Below are 17,529 nucleotides of genomic sequence, written 5' to 3'. Positions count from 1 at the left end.
CGCGTGGAATTGTGCGCCGAAGTCATGAAGGAGAATCGGCTGCGTCCGTAAGAGCAAACAACAACATGCAAGACCTTCCTTCCGTGACCCCGCCTCATCCACAAACGGCTGCCCTGCAGGGGCGGCTTCTTGCTGGCGAGAACGTGGTGGCCCTGCTGGAGGTTGACCTGGACGCCCAGGGCCACTTCGCCCAGGGGCTGATCGCGCTGACGAATTCACGCTTGCTGAGCTTCGAACCGCGTGGCGGCAGCTGGAGCGAGTTTCCGCTGGCGCCGGGGCAGTCGCTGAAGCTCAGCGACCATGGCGGACTGGCCTTCATGGAGCTGTTCGACAGCCAGCAGCGCCTGGCGCGCTGGCGCTTCACGCTGGCCTGCAACCCGCCAGCGGTGCGTTTTGCCGACACCTTCGCCCGCGAGGTGCAGCGCGTCTCCGGCCATGTGGTGCACGAAGAGGCCGACGAGGGCGAGGACTCGGCCTTCGATTTCGGCGAGGCCAGCAAGCCGCCCAGCACCTGGGTGCTGCTGCGGCTGTGGCGCTTTGCCCGGCCCTACCAGGGCCAGCTCCTGCTCGGCTTTGCGCTGATGCTGGGCGCGACCGGTGCGACGCTGGTCTCGCCCTATCTGACCATGCCCTTGATGGACAAGGTGCTCATCCCCTTCCAGAACGGCCAGGCCATCGACCCTGGCTTCGTCATGCTGCTGCTGGGCGGTTTGCTGGGCGCCGCGCTGTTCTCCTGGGCCCTGGGCTGGGCCAAGACCTATCTGCTGTCGCTGGTGTCGGAGCGCATCGCCGCCGACCTGCGCACGGCCACCTTCGAGCATCTGCTGGGCTTGTCTCTGGAGTATTTCGGCAACAAGCGCACCGGCGACCTGATGTCGCGCATCGGCTCCGAAACCGACCGCATCTCGGTCTTCCTGAGCCTGCATGCGCTGGACTTCATCACCGACGTGCTGATGCTGGCGATGACCTCCGTCATCCTGTTCAGCATCCATCCCGGGCTGGCGCTGGCCACCCTGGTGCCGCTGCCCTTCATCGCCTGGCTGATCCACCTGGTTCGCGACAAGCTGCGCACCGGCTTCGAGAAGATCGACCGCGTGTGGGGCGAGATCACCAATGTGCTGGCCGACACCATCCCCGGCATCCGCGTCGTCAAGGCCTTTGCGCAGGAAAAGCGCGAGGCATCGCGCTTCCGTGAGGCCAACCAGAAGAACCTGCAGGTCAACGACCGCCTCAACAAGACCTGGAGCCTGTTCACGCCCAGCGTCGCGCTGCTGACCGAAATGGGCCTGCTGGTGGTCTGGGGCGTGGGCATCTGGCTGATCTCGCACCAGAGCATCACCGTCGGCACGCTGACCGCCTTCCTGGCCTACATCGGCCGCTTCTACGGCCGGCTGGATTCCATGAGCCGCATCGTGTCGGTGACGCAGAAGGCCGCGGCCGGCGCCAAGCGCATCTTTGACATCCTGGATCACGTCTCCAACGTGCCCGATCCGGTCAACCCGCAGCCCTTCGAGAACGTGACCGGCGCGATCTCCATGCAGGGCCTGAACTTCCGCTACGGCTCGCGCTCCGTCGTGCGCAACCTCAATCTGGACATCCGCCCCGGTGAGATGGTGGGCCTGGTGGGCCACAGCGGCTCAGGCAAGAGCACGCTGGTCAACCTGATCTGCCGCTTCTACGACGTGACCGAGGGCAGCATCAAGGTCGACGGTGTGGACCTGCGCCGCATCAAGGTGACCGACTACCGCCGCCACATCGGCCTGGTGCTGCAGGAGCCCTTCCTGTTCTTCGGCACCATTGCCGAGAACATCGCCTACGGCAAGCCCGATGCGAGCCGCGACGAGATTGTCGCCGCCGCGCGTGCGGCCCATGCCCATGAGTTCATCTTGCGCCTGCCGCATGGCTACGACAGCCTGGTCGGCGAGCGTGGCCAGGGCCTCTCGGGCGGCGAGCGCCAGCGCATCTCCATCGCCCGCGCCCTGTTGATCGACCCGGCCATCCTCATCCTCGACGAGGCCACCTCGGCGGTCGACACCGAAACCGAGAAGGAAATCCAGCGCGCCCTGGACAACCTCGTGAAGGGCCGCACCACCATCGCCATCGCCCACCGCCTGTCCACGCTGCGCAAGGCCGACCGTCTCGTCGTCATGGACCGCGGCGAGATCGTCGAACTCGGGCCGCACGACGAACTGATCGCCCGCCAGGGCCATTACTGGCGCCTGTGGGAGGCCCAAGCTCGGCGCGTCGACCAGGAAGACCTGGAAGACCATGCCGTCACCCCCAACCCCAGCGCCCATACCGCCGATGCTTGATACCACCTTGCACGAACGTGACCGCGAGCTGGACGCCGCCAGCGCGGAACATGGCTTCGACCCCAACGTCCCCCTGCAGATCGGCGGGCGCTACAGCTCGCTGGTGCGCGATGGCCGGACGATCTATCTGAGCGGCCAGATTCCCCGCATCGGCGACCACGTCGCCGTGACGGGCGTCGTCGGTGCCGAAGTGAGCATGGAGCGCGCCAAACGCGCCGCGGCCATCTGCGCGCTGCGGGCCCTGACCCTGCTGCGCCAGGAGCTGGGCAGCCTCGACAAGCTTCAGGCCGTGCTGCGGATGACGGTCTTCGTGCATTGCGACGCCGGCTTCACCCAGCAGAGCGAGGTGGCCGACGGCGCCTCCGACCTGGTCTGGCGGGTGCTGGGCGCGGGAGGTGCGCACACGCGCACCTCCGTGGGCGTGCAGCAGCTGCCCAAGAATGCGGCGGTCGAACTCGACCTGATCGCCGCCTGCGTGGAGGCCTGAATGACGACGCTGCCTTTCCGCGACCTGCGCATCGACGCCCATGGCCGGCTGGTGCTGACCGACCTGAATGGCGACGCCCATGTGGCCGTCACGCCGGTGCGCGCCCACCCCATTTCGGCGCCTGACGAAGGCCTGTCCCTGGTCGGCTCCCACGGCCACGAGCTGGCCTGGGTGGAGCGGCTGTCGGCCCTGCCCGAAGGCCCGCGCCGCCTGCTGGAGGCCGAGCTGGCCGCCCGCGAGTTCCATCCGACGCTGAAGCGGCTGATCTCGGTCAACACCTTCGCCACGCCCAGCACCTGGCGCATCGAGACCGACCGCGGCGAGGTCGACTTCGTGCTGAAGAGCGAGGAAGACATCCGCCGCCTGGAAGAGGGCCGGCTGCTGATCACGTCCACCCATGGCGTGCAACTGCAGGTGGCCGACCGCTGGGCCCTGGACAAGCACTCCAAGAAACTGCTGGAACGCTTTCTGTGATGCAGCCCGTCGAGCTGCGCCACGCCAGCCGGCTCATCAACCACGGGCCGACGGTGCTGGTGGGAAGCGCCCACGGCGGGCGTCGCAACCTGATGGCGGCGGCCTGGTCCATGCCGGTGGAGTTCACGCCACCGCGGGTGGTCGTTGTCATCGACAAGAGCACCTTCACGCGCCGGCTGGTGCTGGATTCAGGTCATTTCGTGCTCAGCGTGCCGGGAAGGCTCCAGGCCGATCTGGTCTACACCCTGGGCAGCGAGAGCGGCCTGGAGGCCGACAAGTTCGAGCGTTTCGGCCTGCAGGCCGACGCCGGGCCCGTGCTGGGCCTGCCGCTGCTGCGCGGCTGCGTCGCGCATATGGAATGCCGCCTCATCGAGGAGCCGCATGCCCAGGCGGCCTATGACTGCTTCTTCGGCGAGGTGGTGTCGGCCCAGGCCGACGAGCGCATCTTCAGCGGCGGCCACTGGCTGGCGCCGACCGAGGCCAATGCCGACCTCCACACCCTGCACCACCTGGGTGCCGGCCTGTTCGGCATCGCCGCCCAGGCCGTGCAGGCGCGAAAGCTCGCTTAGCTCGCTTCGCCCATCTGCGATTGCAGATAGTTCTGCTGGCCGACCGTGTTGACCAGCTCGAGCTGGGTCTCGAGGTAGTCGATGTGCTCCTCGGTGTCGTCCAGGATGGCGACGAACAGCTCGCGGGACACGTAGTCGCGCACGCTCTCACAGTAGGCGACGGCGTCCTTCAGGTGGGCGTAGCCGGTCTTCTCGATCTTGAGGTCGCACTCCATCGTCTCGACGGCGTTCTCGCCGATGTAGAGCTTGCCCAGGTCCTGCAGATTAGGCAGCCCGTCCAGGGTCAGCACGCGCTCGATGAGCTTGTCGGCGTGCTTCATCTCCTCGATGGACTCCTCGTACTCATGCTTGGCCATCTTCATCAGGCCCCAGTTCTTCAGCATGCGGGCATGCAGGAAGTACTGGTTGATGGCGGTCAGCTCGAGCTTGAGCTGGGCGTTGAGGTGGGCGATGACTTGGGGGTCGCCTTTCATGGAGGGCTCCAGATTCGTGAATTTGCCGCCAGTATCGCGAGCGAAAGCCCTTCGGCAAAACCGCTCTTTTTGCAAATGAGACCGATTCGCATTAGACTTCGCACCCATGATTGTCTGTGTCTGCCACCGCGTCTCCGATCGCGACATCGCAGTTGCCGCCTCCAGCGGCTGCCCGAATTTCGAGGCCCTGCAGGACGACCTGCGCGTGGCCACGGCCTGCGGTGCCTGCCGGGACTGCGCCTGCGAAGTCTTTGAGGAAAGCCGCGTCCAGGGCGGTGCCCGGGCCCGCCATGCGGCCGTCGCCATCCCCATGCTGATGCCGGCCTGACGACAGCCAGTCCGGGCGGACCGGTGGGCTGCCCCTACAATCCCATCCTTCGGTCGGCATCTGCCGCCGGCGCCCGTCCTGTCTGATCTTGTGTGTTGTGTTTTGCCGCAGCCGCTCGGGCTGAGGGCGAATTTGATTCAACAACACCAAGGAAACTCTCATGAGCACCATGCAAAACGGCATCGTCAAGTGGTTCGACGACGGCAAGGGCTTCGGCTTCATCACCCCCGCTGACGGCGGCAAGGACCTGTTCGCCCACCACAGCGAAATCAAGAACAACGGCGGTTTCCGCACCCTGGCCGAAGGCGCCCAGGTCGAGTTCGAAGTGAAGCAGGGCCCCAAGGGTCTGCAAGCCGCGAACATCCGCGCGCTGTAAATCCGTCACGGCTTCGGCCCTGATGTCCAAGCCCGCGCCCTGCGCGGGCTTTGTGCTTTCTGGGTCCGCCCCGACAATTGCCGGTTATGTCCGCACTGCCTGTTTCGCCGCCCAAGGCCCTGACCGCTTACCGCCCCTTCTGGGCCAAGCGTTTCGGCCCCGCGCCCTTCCTGCCCATGAGCCGGGCCGAGATGGAGCAGCTGGGCTGGGATTCGTGCGACATCATCATCGTCACGGGCGACGCCTACGTCGACCATGCCAGCTTCGGCATGGCCGTCATCGGCCGCACGCTGGAGGCCCAGGGCTTTCGCGTCGGCATCATTGCCCAGCCGGACTGGAACAGCGCCGACGCCTTCAAGGCCCTGGGCAAGCCCAACCTGTTCTTCGGCGTGGCCGCCGGCAACATGGATTCCATGATCAACCGCTACACGGCTGATCGAAAAATCCGCAGCGACGACGCCTACACGCCCGGCGGCGAAGGCGGCAAGCGCCCCGATCGCGCCACCCTGGTCTACACCCAGCGTTGCCAGGAAGCCTTCAAGGACGTGCCCATCGTCATCGGTGGCATCGAGGCGTCCCTGCGCCGCATCGCCCACTACGACTACTGGCAGGACAAGGTGCGCCGCTCGGTGCTGGTGGACAGCAAGGCCGACCTGCTGGTCTATGGCAATGCCGAGCGCGCCATCGTCGAGATCGCCCACCGCCTGGCCCGCCGCGAGCCCATCGAGGCCCTGACCGATGTGCGCGGCACCGCCTTCATGCGCCGCGACAACGACCCGACGGCCGAGGGCTGGTTTGAGCTGGACTCGACCGAGGTGGACCGCCCGGGCCGCATCGACGAGCTGATCAGCCCCTACCAGATCATCGAAGAGAACAAGGCCTGCGCGTCCAATGACGACGGCGCCAAGCCGATCAAGATCCACAAGACCGGCCGCATCGCCATGCCGCCGCGCGAGCGCACCGTGGTGCGCCTGCCGGCCTACGAGACGGTCAAGAGCGACCCGGTCCTGTATGCCCACGCCAACCGCGTGCTGCACCTGGAGACCAACCCCGGCAATGCCCGCGCGCTGGTGCAGCGCCATGGCGAGCGCGACCTCTGGATCAACCCGCCGCCCATCCCGCTGACGACGCCGGAGATGGACCACGTCTTCGACCTGCCCTATGCCCGCGCGCCGCACCCGAGCTATGCGGACGAGACCGGTGGCCACGACGGCGCGACCAAGATCCCGGCCTGGGAAATGATCCGCTTCAGCGTCAACATCATGCGCGGCTGTTTCGGCGGCTGCACCTTCTGCTCCATCACCGAGCACGAGGGCCGCATCATCCAGAGCCGCTCGGAAGACTCCGTGATCCGCGAGATCGAGGAGATGCGCGACAAGGTCAAGGGCTTCACCGGCATCGTCTCCGACCTGGGCGGCCCGACGGCCAACATGTACCGCATCGGCTGCAAGAGCCCCGAGATCGAGGCGGCCTGCCGCAAGCCCAGCTGCGTCTATCCGGGCATCTGCCCCAACCTGAACACCAGCCACGACCCGCTGATCAAGATGTACCGCCGCGCGCGTGCGCTGCCGGGCGTCAAGAAGATCCTCATCGGCTCGGGCCTGCGTTACGACCTGGCCGTGCAGTCGCCCGAGTACGTGAAGGAGCTCGTCACGCACCACGTCGGCGGCTACCTGAAGATCGCGCCGGAGCACACCGAGAACGGCCCGCTGTCCAAGATGATGAAGCCGGGCATCGGCAGCTACGACCGCTTCAAGCAGATGTTCGAGGCCGCCAGTGCCGCGGCCGGCAAGAAGCAGTACCTGATTCCCTATTTCATCGCCGCCCACCCCGGCACCAGCGACGAGGACATGATGAACCTCGCCGTCTGGCTGAAGAAGAACGGCTTCCGCGCCGACCAAGTGCAGACCTTCTACCCCAGCCCCATGGCCACGGCCACGGCCATGTACCACTCGGGCAAGAACCCGCTGAAGGGCATCAGCCGCGACGAGACGCGTGGCGAGAGCGTGGACATCGTGCGCGGCGAGCGCCGCCGCCGCCTGCACAAGGCCTTCCTGCGCTATCACGACGCCAACAACTGGCCGATGCTGCGCGAGGCCCTCAAGGCCATGGGCCGGGCCGACCTGATCGGCAACGGCAAGCACCACCTGATCCCGAGCTACCAGCCGGTCACCGACGGCAGTTACGAGAGCGCGCGCCGCAAGAACTCGACGCCCACCAAGCCCGCGGCCAAGGCGGCCACGCCGCGCAAGGGCCAGCTCTTGACCCAGCACACCGGCCTGCCGCCGCGGGTGACGGGGGCAAGTCGTAACAGCGCGCCGCGTCCGGGCAAACCCGGTAAGCGTTAAGGCGAGCAGCGGGACATTTGCCCGCGCTTTTCGTGGCGGCCGGCCTGAGGATGCCGTACGCTTGCGGCTCTTGACGAGAAGGGGCCACGGCGCCCCAGCCCCGGAGCCCTCGCCCCCATGCACGATTCGCCCGCCGTTGACGACGACCTGCTCGAGCTGCTCGACGAACCCGAGCATGCCGAAGGCGAGCATCGCCCGCACGATCGGCCCTGGCGCATCCTCATCGTCGACGACGACGGTGACGTCCACAAGGCCACCGAGCTGGCCATGCAGGGCCTGACTGTCGAAGGCCAGCCCCTCGTCTTCCTGCATGCCTCCTCCGCCGCCCAGGCCCGCCAGTTGCTGGCCAGCGAGGATGACCTGGCCGTCGTGCTGCTGGACGTCGTCATGGAGAGCGAGGACGCCGGCCTGCAACTGGTGCGCCACATCCGCGACGAGCTGCGCCTGAACGCCGTGCGCATCGTGCTGCGCACCGGCCAGCCCGGCTATGCGCCCGAGATCGAGACGGTGCAGGCCTATGACATCAACGACTACAAGACCAAGTCGGAGCTGACCCGCACGCGCCTGTACACGGTGCTGACCGCGGCCGTGCGCTCCTACCGCCAGATCTGCGCGCTGGAAGCCAACCGCCGCGGCCTGGAGATGATTGTCGAGAGCAGCACCTCGCTGTCGCGCATGCGCGGCCTGAGCCGCTTTGCCGAGGGCGTCGTCACCCAGCTCTGCGCCCTGCTCGGCATCCTGCCCGAAGGCCTGGTCTGCGCCCATGTCGGCGGCGAGACCGGTGACGAGGTGCGCATCGTCGCGGCCGCCGGCCAATACAGCGGCCTCATCGACCGCCCGCTGGCCCAGGTCAAGATCGCCACCGTGCGCGACCGCCTGGAGCGCTGCCTGCGGGAAGAGCACAACCTCTACGACGACGGCACGGTGCTGTACTTCGGCATGGGCCAGGGCCGCGCGATGGCGGCGCTCGTCGACGTCGGCCGCGAGCTCGACGAGCTCGACCAGCAGTTGCTCAAGGCCTTCTGCTCCAACATTTCGGTCGGTTTCGAGAACGTGGTGCTGTACAGCCAGCTGCTGGACCAGGCCTACAACGACCCGCTGCTGCGCCTGCCCAACCGCAACCGCTTCGTCGAGCTGCTGGACAAGAACCTGAAGGACCCGTCGGGTGTCACGCTGGCGCTGATCGACATCGACGACTTCTCCGACATCAACGACGCCTTCGGCCACCACTTCGGCGACCAGGTGTTGCAGGCCGTCGTGCACCGCATGAGCGAGATGCTGGGCCTGAACACGGCCATGGCCCGCGTCGGTGCCGACACCTTCGGCGTGCTTGGAGAGCATGGCAAGGTCTGCCCCGAGACCGTCAACACGGTCTTCGCCGATCCCTTCATCGTCGCCGGCGAGCGCCTGCAGCTGTCGGCCACGACGGGCCTGGTGCGCCTGGGCGAATCCAAGGCCGTCGGCTCCGAGCTGCTGCTCGACGCCCAGATCGCGTTGAAGCGCGCCAAGCAGCAGCAGCGCGGCTCATCCCAATACTTCTCGGCCGCCATGGGCAGCGATGCCCGCGAGCGCTTCAAGCTGCTCAAGGGACTGCGCACCGGCTTCGAGGAGAGCCAGCTCTTCGTCGTCTACCAGCCCCAGGTCAGCCTCGAGACCGGTCGCGTCATTGGCGCCGAAGCCCTGCTGCGCTGGAAGACGCTGGACGGCCGCTTCATCCCGCCCGACCAGTTCATCCCGCTGGCCGAGCAGAGCGGCCTCATCATTCCCATCGGCGAGTTCGTCATGCGCACCGCCTGCGCCCAGCTGAAGAAGATGCAGGCCCTGGGCCACGCCGACTTCCGCATGGCCGTCAACGTGTCCATGGCCCAGTTCCGCCATCCCGGCTTCATCGACATGCTGGCGGGCGCGCTGCAGGACTGCGGCGTCAACGGCCAGCACATCGAGCTCGAGATCACCGAGTCCATGGCCATGGAAGACGCCGACCTCGTGCTGCGCGTGCTGGCCGAGATCAAACGCCTGGGCTTCAGCGTCGCCATCGACGATTTCGGTACCGGCTTCTCGTCCCTCAGCCAGCTGCGCCGGCTGCAGGTCGACCGCCTCAAGATCGACCGCGCCTTCGTGCAGGAGGCGCAGACCTCGTCCGCCGGTTCCACCATCGCGCAGATGGTCGTCAACCTCGGCCGTGGCCTGGGCCTGACCGTCATCGCCGAAGGCATCGAGACCGAGGAGCAGCGCCAGTACCTGATCGGCCTGGGCTGCCACGAGGGCCAGGGCTGGCTGTTCGCCAGGCCCATGCCGGCGGAGCAGCTGGAAACCTGGATGCCGCGCTGACGGGCCCCTCGCCCAGCTTGCCGCGCTGAAAGCGGGCAAGTCTGGTCGGTCCCCCGGGGGGACGGCGATGCTTGCCGGATTGACCGGCAAGCACATCGCCCAACGCGAGCCGGCTAGGGGCGGCCCGGCGCTTGGCCCGCAAATGCACACGCGCCGCTGTGCGCTCAGGAGCCCGGCAGCACGACGACATTGCCGATCTGACGGCCGGCTTCCACCATCTCGTGGGCTGCGGCCGTGTCCACCAGCGCAAAGCGTGCCGCGATCTTCACGTCCAGGCCTGCCGCCAGGGCTGCATGCACGCCCGCGATGCCAGCATCCAGCTGCTGCGCATTCAGCTCGTAGACGATGAAGAAGCGCAGCGCCAGGCCGTGGATGAGGTAGTCCACCAGCGGCAGCACGGCCGCCCAGTTGTCCGAGCCGTAGACGGTGACGCGGCCGCTGGGGCGGACGATGCGGGTGTAGGTCGCGGCATTGGCCGACAGGTTGACCTCGATGACGCGGTCCACGCCGCGCCCGCCGGTCAGCTCGGCGATGCGGGCGGCGACATCCTCCTGGCGATAGTCGATGACCGCTGCGGCCCCGGCGCCCAGGGCCAAAGCGGCCTTGTCGGCCGAGCTGACGCTGGCGATGACGCGCTTGCCGGCGCGCGCCGCGAACTGCACGGCCAGATGCCCGACGGCGCCGGCGCCGCCCTGGATCAGCAGGGTCTCGCCGTCCGCGGCATCCTCGCCATGCACTGCCTCCCAGGCCGTCAGCGCCGGGATGCCCAGGCAGGCGGCGGTCTCGAAGCTCACGCCTTCGGGCAGGGGCACGGCCAGCCGGGCTGGCAGCACCACGCACTCGGCGGCCGTGCCGAAGGGGCGCTTCCATTGGCTGTTGAACAGCCACACCCGCTCGCCCACGCGGCTGGCCGGCACGCCTTCGCCGACGGCGTCGATGACGCCGGCGCCATCGCTGTGCGGCGTGACCTCGGGGTGGCGCATCTGCGGCGCGCGGCGGCTCTTCACGTCCGACGGGTTGACGCCCGAAGCGTGGACGCGCACGCGCACCTCGCCGGGGCCGGGTTGGGGCAGGGGCACGGCCTCCAGGCGCAGCACCTCGCGGGCGGGGCCGGTGCGGTCATAGCGGATGGCGCGCATCGTCGGCAGATCGGAACTCATTGGGCACTCCTCAAGAAAGGTCGTCAGCCTCCCACGCGGCGCCGTCGCTGTGAAGTACGCACAATCTTCTGCCTCGGTATCACGGAGGACACCTTGGACGCCCCGCTCGAAGACGCTGCGCCGGCCTGGCGCGCCTGCACCGTGTCGACCACGCTGGAGGTCATCGGCGGCCGCTGGAAGGCCGTCATCCTCTTCCATCTGCTGCATGGCATGCGGCGCTTCAACGAGCTGCAGCGCGAGCTCGGCAGCGTCACCCAGCGCGTGCTGACGATGCAGCTGCGCGAGCTCGAGGCCGACGGCATCGTCGAGCGCACCGTCTATGCCGAGGTGCCGCCGCGCGTGGAGTACCGCCTCACGCCCTTCGGCGAGAGCTTGAAGCCCGTGCTGCTGAGCCTGCGCGACTGGGGCGAGCGCCATCGCAGCGAGGTGGCCGCCCTGCGCGCTTGAAACCGGCATGAAACTCCGACGCCCCTAAACTGCGCGCCGTCGATTGACGACAGCCCAGGAGCGTTCATGAGTCTCGCCAAGATCCTCGTCGCCCAAGGTGGCGGCCCCACCGCCGTCATCAACCAGAGCCTGGTCGGCGTCGTGCTGGAAGCGCGCCGCCAGGCCGGCGTGGGGGCCGTCTACGGCGCGCGCCACGGCGTGCGCGGCATCGTCAACGAGGACTTCGTCGACCTGCTGCAGGAGACCAGCCACAACCTCGAGCTGGTGGCCAACACGCCCTCGTCGGCTCTCGGTTCGACGCGCGACAAGCCCGATGCCGCCTACTGCCGCGAGATCTTCAAGGTGCTGCAGGCCCACGGCATCACCCACTTCTTCAACATCGGCGGCAACGACTCGTCCGACGTCGTGCGCATCGTTGCCGAGGAGGCCGCCGCGGCAGGCTTCCCGCTGCGCTGCATCCACATCCCCAAGACCATCGACAACGACCTGGTCGGCAACGACCACACGCCCGGCTTCGCGTCGGCCGCGCGCTTCGTGGCCCAGGCCTTTGCGGGTGCCAACCTCGACAACGCGTCGTTGCCGGGCGTCTATGTCGGCGTCGTCATGGGGCGCCATGCCGGCTTCCTGACGGCCGCCGCGGCCCTGGGCAAGAAGTTCGATGACGACGGCCCGCACCTGATTTACCTGCCTGAGCGGGCCTTCGATACCGAGCAGTTCCTGCGCGACGTGAAGGCCACCTACGAGCGCTACGGCCGCTGCGTCATCGCGGTCAGCGAGGGCATCCATGACGCGGCCGGCACGCCCATGCTGTCCAAGCTGGCCGGCGACCTCGAGCGCGACTCGCACGGCAATGTGCAGCTCAGCGGCACCGGCGCCCTGGCCGACCTGCTGTGCGAAGAGATCAAGACCAAGCTGGGCATCAAGCGCGTGCGTGGCGACACCTTCGGCTATTTGCAGCGCAGCTTCCTGGGCTGCGTGTCCGACGTCGACCAGCGCGAGGCCCGCGAGGTCGGCGAGAAGGCCGTGCAGTTCGCCTTCCACGGCGACCGCGACGGCTCCGTCGCCATCAAGCGTGTCGGCTATTACTCGGTGAACTACGAGCTGCTGCCGCTGGTCACCGTCGCCGGCAAGACGCGCACGATGGAGGACGAGTTCATCAACGACGCCGGCACCGACGTGACCGACGCCTTCCGCCTCTATCTGCGCCCGCTGCTGGGCTCGGGCATGCCGGACGCGTACCGGCTGAGGCCGAACCCTGTGCCCAAGGTACTGAAGAAGGGCTGATCAGCGCGCGGTGCGCCGCCGCCAGGCCAGCAACCCCGCCGCGCCCGCCAGCATCAGCGCCCAGCTCGCCGGTTCCGGGATCGGGTTGGCGACATTGCCGTTGTCGCCCAGGATCAGCGTGCCGTGGACGCCGTTGGCCAGGGTCACCGTCGGGTCCACGAAAGCACTCGCCACGCCGGGATAGGGCGTGAACGTGGCGCCCGCCGTGCCCGCATTGGCGCTGGCGTACAGCGAGATCGTGCTGACGAAGCTCAGCGAGTCACCGCCGACCATGCCTGCCGTCGGCGCGAAATAGATCGGCAGGCTGAAGCTGCCGCCGCCGCAACCGGGTGTCGTGGGCGTGGCCTCCACGCCGTAGCTGCCGCAGCTCTGGTGGGCCGACGCCATCTGCGACGCCCCCAGCCCCGGCACGCTCGCACCGGTGACGGCGGAGGCCGAGCTGTAGGCCCAGCCATCGGCCGTCAGGTTCCAGCGGCCGTTGACACTGGCCAGGAAGTCGCCGTTGGCGATGCGCGCGTTCAGGTCGTCGGCCGCGGCCTGGTCGGAAGCGACCAGCAGCACGCGGTAGCCGAGCGCGCCGCCGGCTTCGGAGCGCCCGCGCGTCACTTGCGTGGCGCTGGCGTAGATGCTGGCGTCGGGCGTCAGCAAGCCCTGGATCTGCGCGAGCGAGCTGCTGGCATCGCCCCAACTCGCCAGTTGACCGTTGTAGGGCGTGCCGAGGCCGCCGCCGAAGGTGTAGATCTGGCCGTTGGCAATGCCGCCCTGCACCACATTGCCGTTGGGGTAGGCGAAGCTGTTGCCGCTGATCGACACGCCGCCAGGCAACTGCGGCTGCTGGGGCGGGCTGGGTGGCCCGCTCTCTTCGGCCCACACGGACGTCGACAAGGCGGCCGACAGGCCGATGGCGATGACTGCACGCATCTTGGATCTCCCCGGGGTTGTGACGGGGCGGATGCTAGGAGGGCTGTCTGCGGCGCGCTGCCCCTGGGACCGGGGTCAATGGCGATGTCCGGTTTTCCGGGACGGGCGCGCCTTCCCATGAAGCGGTGCCTCGGCCGGACGGATGTCACTGCCTCGGCTTCACGGAGCTTTACGCAAGGACGGCCGTCAGGGCTTGGGCTTGATCAGCCGGTTGTGCTGGTCGTTGACGCCGACCAGGGCGGCCGAGCCGTAGTGCCTGTGCAGTTCGGCCACCATCTCGCCGTTGACGACGACCGGATCGGTGTCGACGGCCTTGCGCACGAGGTCCTGGTCGGCGCTTGCGAAGATGAAGAGGCCGCGCCAGCCGTCCACACCGTCCAGCGGGCCCGCATAGACCAGCAGGCCTTCCTTGGCCAGGCGCTGGATGTTGGCGAAGTGGCCCTTGAACATCGCGTCGCGCTCGGGCCCGTCGGGCATGCGCTTGGGGCCGGTCTTCAGCAGCACGAAGGTGTAGCTTCGCATCCCCTGGTCGTTGGCGCCCCAGGCCTGGGCCTTGGCGGCGTCGTAGGTGGCAGGGGCTTCCTGGGCATGGGCACCCAGGGCGCAGAGCAGGGCGAGGGCGCAGGCGGCGATGCGGTTCATGGTGTGGCGGCGCGGTGGTCCGGATGCGAGGATTGAACCGCACCCCAGCCTTGCGGAGACCACGATGAAACCCACCCCACCCGGCTGGCCGCGACTGTCGTCGGCCCTCTACTGCGAGAACGCCCGCGCGGCCATCGCCTGGTACCAGAAGGCCTTCGGTTTCACGGTCGAGATCATCGTCGACGGGGCCGATGGCGGCGTCGAGCACAGCGAGCTGCGCTATGGCGAGGCCCTCATCATGGTGGCGGAGGGCAGTGCCGAGCGCGAGGTGCGTTTCGGCGCGCCGCTGCGCTCGCCCAGGGCCGCAGGCGGCGCCAACACCCAGAGCCTCTTCCTCTACGTGGACGATGCCGATGCCCATTGCGCCCAGGCCGTGGCCGCAGGCGCCCGCGTGACCTACGAGCTCACCAACAACGACTACGGCCCCGACTACTGGACCGACCGCAGCTATGGCTGTGTCGACCCCGACGGGCATCTGTGGTGGTTCAGCCAGCGGCTGCGCAACCCCGGGGAATGAAAACCTCAGCCTGAACCCTGCCAAAAGGCACTTGTCGCCCTTCGACTGAATCTTCTACATTTGTAGTACGACAACTGTAGAAGATCGTCATGGACGAGGACATCGGTGGTGGCGGCGACGTGTCGCTGAGCGAGCTGCAGCTCAGCCTGATGCGGGTGCTGTGGGCACGCGGCGAGGCCAGCACGGCCGAGGTGGCCGAGGCCCTGCGTGGCGAGCGCGACCTGGCGCATACGACGGTGGCGACGCTGCTGACCCGCCTGGAAAAACGCGGCCTGCTCGCCAGCCGGCGTGAAGGCCGCGCGCTGCTCTATCAGGCCCTGGTGACTCAGGCCGACGTGCAGCGCTCCATGGTGGGCAGCCTGGTCGACAGCCTGTTCGCCGGCCGCGCCAGCGCCCTCGTCAGCCATCTGCTGGATGCGCGCGGCGTCGACGCCAAGGAGCTGGCCGAGCTGCAGGCGCTGCTGAAACAACGCAAGGGAGAGGCACGATGAATGCGATGACCGATGTGCTGCTGACCTGGCTGTGCAGCTATCTGCTGCACAGCAGCCTGTTGATTGGCGCGCTGTGGGCGGCCGAGCGCGCTCATCTGCTGGCGCGCCTGGCCACGGCGACGCAGGAGACGCTGTGGCGCCTGGCCCTGCTGGGCGGCCTCGTCAGCGCCAGCCTGCCGCTGCTGACCCCGCTGCTGACTCCGCCGCAGGCCGCGCCCGCCAACGTGGCGCCGCTCGTCATCGCCGTGCAGGAGCCTGTGCCGGGCGACGTGCGCCCCGCCGTGATGGATGCGCCGGTGGCCGCGCCGCCCAGCGCCCAGCTCGGTGCCTTGCCGATCACGACGCTGCTGGCTCCCAAGGCCCATGACCTTGCCATCGGCTTCGTGCTCGCCTGGCTGGCAGGCGCCCTGCTGATGGCGCTGGGACTGGCCCTGCAATGGGCCTGGCTGCGCCGCACGGTGCGCCGCCTGCCCGGGCTGGCCGATGACCGCTGGCAGGCCATGGCCACCCAGCTCGCGGCCGACATGGGCCTGCCCCAGCCGGCCCTGCGTCGGGCCCGCGCCGGCTGGGCCAGCCCGCTGCTGGCGCCGGGCCGCGTGCTCTGCCTGCCGGCCTGGTGCCTGGACTTGCCCGACGACGAGGCGCGCGCCGTGCTGGGCCATGAGCTGGCCCATCTGCGCCGCCGCGACCCCGCCTGGCGCCTGCTCGCCGCCGTCATCAAGGCCCTGCTGTGGCCCCAGGCCCTGAACCGCATCGCGCTGCGGCGCCTGGACCTGCTGGCCGAGCTGGCCTGCGATGCCGCGGCCGCCGCGCCCTCGGGCCAGCGCCTGGCCCTGGCGCAGAGCCTGTTGCGCTGCGCCGAGGCCTTGAAGGCTCAGGGCGTCCGCCACGGCCCGGCCCTGGCATGCGGTGCCGCCAGCGCAGGCTCGCCGCTGTTTGCCCGTGTGCGTCGCCTGCTGAAGAGCGATGACGAGGCGCCCCGCGAGCGCCGCGGCGTGCGCTGGGGCCTGGTGGGCGTGATCCTGGTCGCCCTGGTCGCGATGCCGGCCGTCGTCGTCAGCCATACCGATGGGCGCGGCCTGCTGGACCGCTTGGACTTCGGCGGCCTGGGCGACGGCATGGCCTTCTCGGTGCGTGGCACGCGCATCTACAGCCGCTACCCGGGCGGCAGCTTCGCCGTGGTGCTGGATGGCAAGGCGACCTTCACCGACGCCGACGACGAGGTGCAGACGCTGACCGGCACCCTCACCGTGAAGGAGCGCGAGGGCGGGCTGCTGCGCGAGATGGTGCTGAAGTCCATGGGCGAAGGCCGCATCGAGCGCGAATACCGCGTCGGCGGCCACAGCCTGCCCCTGGATGACGCCGGCCGCCAGTGGTGGGCCAAGGCCGTGCAACGCATGTCCGAGAGCCTGACCGACCCGGCGGTGAGAGCGAAGAAGTTGTTGGCCAAGGGTGGCATCGATGCCGTGCTGGCCGATGTGGATCGCGCGACGGAGGACTACCAGCGCCGTCGCCGCATCGAAGCCACGCTCAAGCTCGACACGTCTCTCACCGCAGCGGTCATGCAGCGCCTCATCGCCGCGTCTGCCGGTTTGCAGGGGGCGTTCGAGCGCCGTGAAGCCTTGAGCGCCATCGCCCGCCAGCCGCTCACCGAGCCTCTGCAGCTGAGCTGGCTGGCCGCGGCCGCCGGCATCGACGGCGACTTCGAGCGCCGCGAGGCCTTGGGCGCACTGGCGCCGCGCCTCCTCAGCAGCCCGGCCGTGCTGGCGGCCTGGGGGCAGGCGGTCGGCCACATCGGTGGTGACTTCGAGCTGCGCTCGGCCATCGAAGCCCAGGTGTCGGCCACGCCCCAGCCCGCCGTGCTCGCGGCGGCCGTGCAGGCGGCGACACACATTCATGGTGACTTCGAGAAGCGCGAGGCCTTGAGCGCCGTTGCCCAGCGCCTGCAAGGCGACGAGGCCGAACTGGTCGATGCCTACGCCCGCGCCGCCGGCAGCATCGGTGGCGGCTTCGAGCGGCGCGAGGCGCTCAACCAGCTGCTGGACCGCCCGCGGCTCGGCACGGCCGGCCTGGAGAAGGTGCTGACCAGCGCCGAGGGCATGGAGGGCGGCTTCGAGCGCCTGCAGGTGCTGCTGCGCGTGGCAGAGAAGCTGGGCCAGGCCAAGCCCGTCGACGCTGCCCTCATCGAGCGTGTTCGCCGCGCTGGCCGCGGCATGGGCGACCATGAGCGCGGCCAGATCGAGAACGCGCTGGACAAACTCGGCTGAACTTTTGACGAGTCGAGGTCTTGCGGGCCGAGCGCCGGGCCGCTCCCTAGCCGGCCCGCGTAGGGCGATGTGCTTGCGGTTCGATGCCGCAAGCATCGCCGT

At 68.6% G+C, this 17,529-nt stretch carries 17 protein-coding genes; 13 read left to right on the top strand and 4 right to left on the bottom strand.

Features of this window, described 5'->3' with window-relative positions; all coding sequences use genetic code 11:
* Positions 1–65 precede the first annotated feature (65 nt).
* Genes ACS5PN_RS29670 through ACS5PN_RS29655 form a run of 4 tightly spaced genes read left to right on the top strand, consistent with a single transcriptional unit; the run spans position 66 to position 3,842 of the window.
* Positions 66–2,312 (top strand): cyanophycin metabolism-associated ABC transporter, encoded by a 2,247-nt coding sequence (locus ACS5PN_RS29670; RefSeq protein ID WP_439467621.1) that lies wholly within the window; start codon positions 66–68, stop codon positions 2,310–2,312.
* Positions 2,305–2,799: a RidA family protein gene (locus ACS5PN_RS29665; protein WP_439467620.1), complete on the top strand. Its 495-nt coding sequence runs from the start codon at positions 2,305–2,307 to the stop codon at positions 2,797–2,799. The genes ACS5PN_RS29670 and ACS5PN_RS29665 overlap by 8 nt, the downstream gene beginning before the upstream one ends.
* Positions 2,800–3,273: a cyanophycin metabolism-associated DUF1854 family protein gene (locus tag ACS5PN_RS29660; protein ID WP_439467619.1), complete on the top strand. Its 474-nt coding sequence runs from the start codon at positions 2,800–2,802 to the stop codon at positions 3,271–3,273.
* Positions 3,273–3,842 carry a flavin reductase family protein gene (locus ACS5PN_RS29655; RefSeq protein WP_439467618.1) on the top strand — a complete coding sequence of 190 codons (570 nt, stop codon included), beginning with the start codon at positions 3,273–3,275 and terminating at the stop codon, positions 3,840–3,842. The genes ACS5PN_RS29660 and ACS5PN_RS29655 overlap by 1 nt, the downstream gene beginning before the upstream one ends.
* On the opposite strand, the gene bfr is transcribed toward ACS5PN_RS29655, so the two are convergent.
* Entirely contained in the window at positions 3,839–4,315 is a 477-nt protein-coding gene (gene bfr, locus ACS5PN_RS29650; protein WP_439467617.1) for a bacterioferritin, read from the bottom strand. The genes ACS5PN_RS29655 and bfr overlap by 4 nt on opposite strands.
* Before the next feature lie 106 nt (positions 4,316–4,421).
* On the opposite strand from bfr, the gene ACS5PN_RS29645 reads away from it, so the two are divergent.
* The 4 genes from ACS5PN_RS29645 to ACS5PN_RS29630 all read left to right on the top strand — a co-directional run bounded on the left by ACS5PN_RS29645 (position 4,422) and on the right by ACS5PN_RS29630 (position 9,698).
* Positions 4,422–4,643, top strand: coding sequence for a (2Fe-2S)-binding protein (locus ACS5PN_RS29645; RefSeq protein WP_439467616.1), 222 nt, complete (start codon positions 4,422–4,424; stop codon positions 4,641–4,643).
* A gap of 169 nt (positions 4,644–4,812) precedes the next feature.
* Positions 4,813–5,019: a cold-shock protein gene (locus tag ACS5PN_RS29640; protein WP_293504209.1), complete on the top strand. Its 207-nt coding sequence runs from the start codon at positions 4,813–4,815 to the stop codon at positions 5,017–5,019.
* Between the two features lie 86 nt (positions 5,020–5,105).
* Positions 5,106–7,367: a YgiQ family radical SAM protein gene (locus ACS5PN_RS29635; protein WP_439467615.1), complete on the top strand. Its 2,262-nt coding sequence runs from the start codon at positions 5,106–5,108 to the stop codon at positions 7,365–7,367.
* Between the two features lie 117 nt (positions 7,368–7,484).
* A complete protein-coding gene (locus ACS5PN_RS29630; protein WP_439467614.1) occupies positions 7,485–9,698 on the top strand; it encodes a putative bifunctional diguanylate cyclase/phosphodiesterase in 2,214 nt (737 codons plus the stop codon).
* Between the two features lie 164 nt (positions 9,699–9,862).
* Here ACS5PN_RS29630 and ACS5PN_RS29625 read toward each other — a convergent pair whose 3' ends face one another.
* Complete coding sequence (locus ACS5PN_RS29625) at positions 9,863–10,858, bottom strand: NADPH:quinone reductase (RefSeq protein WP_439467613.1); 996 nt, start codon at positions 10,856–10,858, stop codon at positions 9,863–9,865.
* Between the two features lie 93 nt (positions 10,859–10,951).
* Here ACS5PN_RS29625 and ACS5PN_RS29620 point away from each other — a divergent pair, with 93 nt between their 5' ends.
* Together ACS5PN_RS29620 and ACS5PN_RS29615 are read left to right on the top strand one after the other, a co-directional pair.
* The gene (locus tag ACS5PN_RS29620; protein WP_439467612.1) at positions 10,952–11,305 is read left to right on the top strand and encodes a winged helix-turn-helix transcriptional regulator; all 354 of its coding nucleotides are present in this window, start codon (positions 10,952–10,954) and stop codon (positions 11,303–11,305) included.
* A 66-nt stretch (positions 11,306–11,371) separates the two neighbouring features.
* Positions 11,372–12,589, top strand: coding sequence for a 6-phosphofructokinase (locus tag ACS5PN_RS29615; protein ID WP_439467611.1), 1,218 nt, complete (start codon positions 11,372–11,374; stop codon positions 12,587–12,589).
* Here the strand turns inward: ACS5PN_RS29615 and ACS5PN_RS29610 are convergent, their stop codons facing one another.
* Both ACS5PN_RS29610 and ACS5PN_RS29605 read right to left on the bottom strand, forming a co-directional pair.
* Positions 12,590–13,510, bottom strand: coding sequence for a PEP-CTERM sorting domain-containing protein (locus tag ACS5PN_RS29610; protein ID WP_439467610.1), 921 nt, complete (start codon positions 13,508–13,510; stop codon positions 12,590–12,592).
* Positions 13,511–13,696: 186 nt separating this feature from the next.
* Entirely contained in the window at positions 13,697–14,152 is a 456-nt protein-coding gene (locus ACS5PN_RS29605; RefSeq protein ID WP_439467609.1) for a YciI family protein, read from the bottom strand.
* A gap of 64 nt (positions 14,153–14,216) precedes the next feature.
* Between ACS5PN_RS29605 and ACS5PN_RS29600 the strand changes: the two genes are divergently transcribed.
* The 3 genes from ACS5PN_RS29600 (at position 14,217) to ACS5PN_RS29590 (ending at position 17,427) form a co-directional block, all read left to right on the top strand.
* Entirely contained in the window at positions 14,217–14,669 is a 453-nt protein-coding gene (locus tag ACS5PN_RS29600) for a VOC family protein (RefSeq protein WP_439467608.1), read from the top strand.
* An 89-nt stretch (positions 14,670–14,758) separates the two neighbouring features.
* On the top strand, positions 14,759–15,160 hold the full coding sequence (locus ACS5PN_RS29595) for a BlaI/MecI/CopY family transcriptional regulator (protein ID WP_439467607.1): 402 nt from the start codon (positions 14,759–14,761) through the stop codon (positions 15,158–15,160).
* The gene (locus ACS5PN_RS29590; protein WP_439467606.1) at positions 15,157–17,427 is read left to right on the top strand and encodes a M56 family metallopeptidase; all 2,271 of its coding nucleotides are present in this window, start codon (positions 15,157–15,159) and stop codon (positions 17,425–17,427) included. Before ACS5PN_RS29595 ends, ACS5PN_RS29590 begins: the two co-directional genes overlap by 4 nt.
* Positions 17,428–17,529 lie beyond the last annotated feature (102 nt).

This window comes from Roseateles sp. NT4, from assembly GCF_051857475.1.
Lineage (GTDB): Bacteria > Pseudomonadota > Gammaproteobacteria > Burkholderiales > Burkholderiaceae_C > Pelomonas.
Note: the sequence above shows the minus strand (reverse complement) of the source record. Positions and strands in the feature narration are given on the sequence as shown.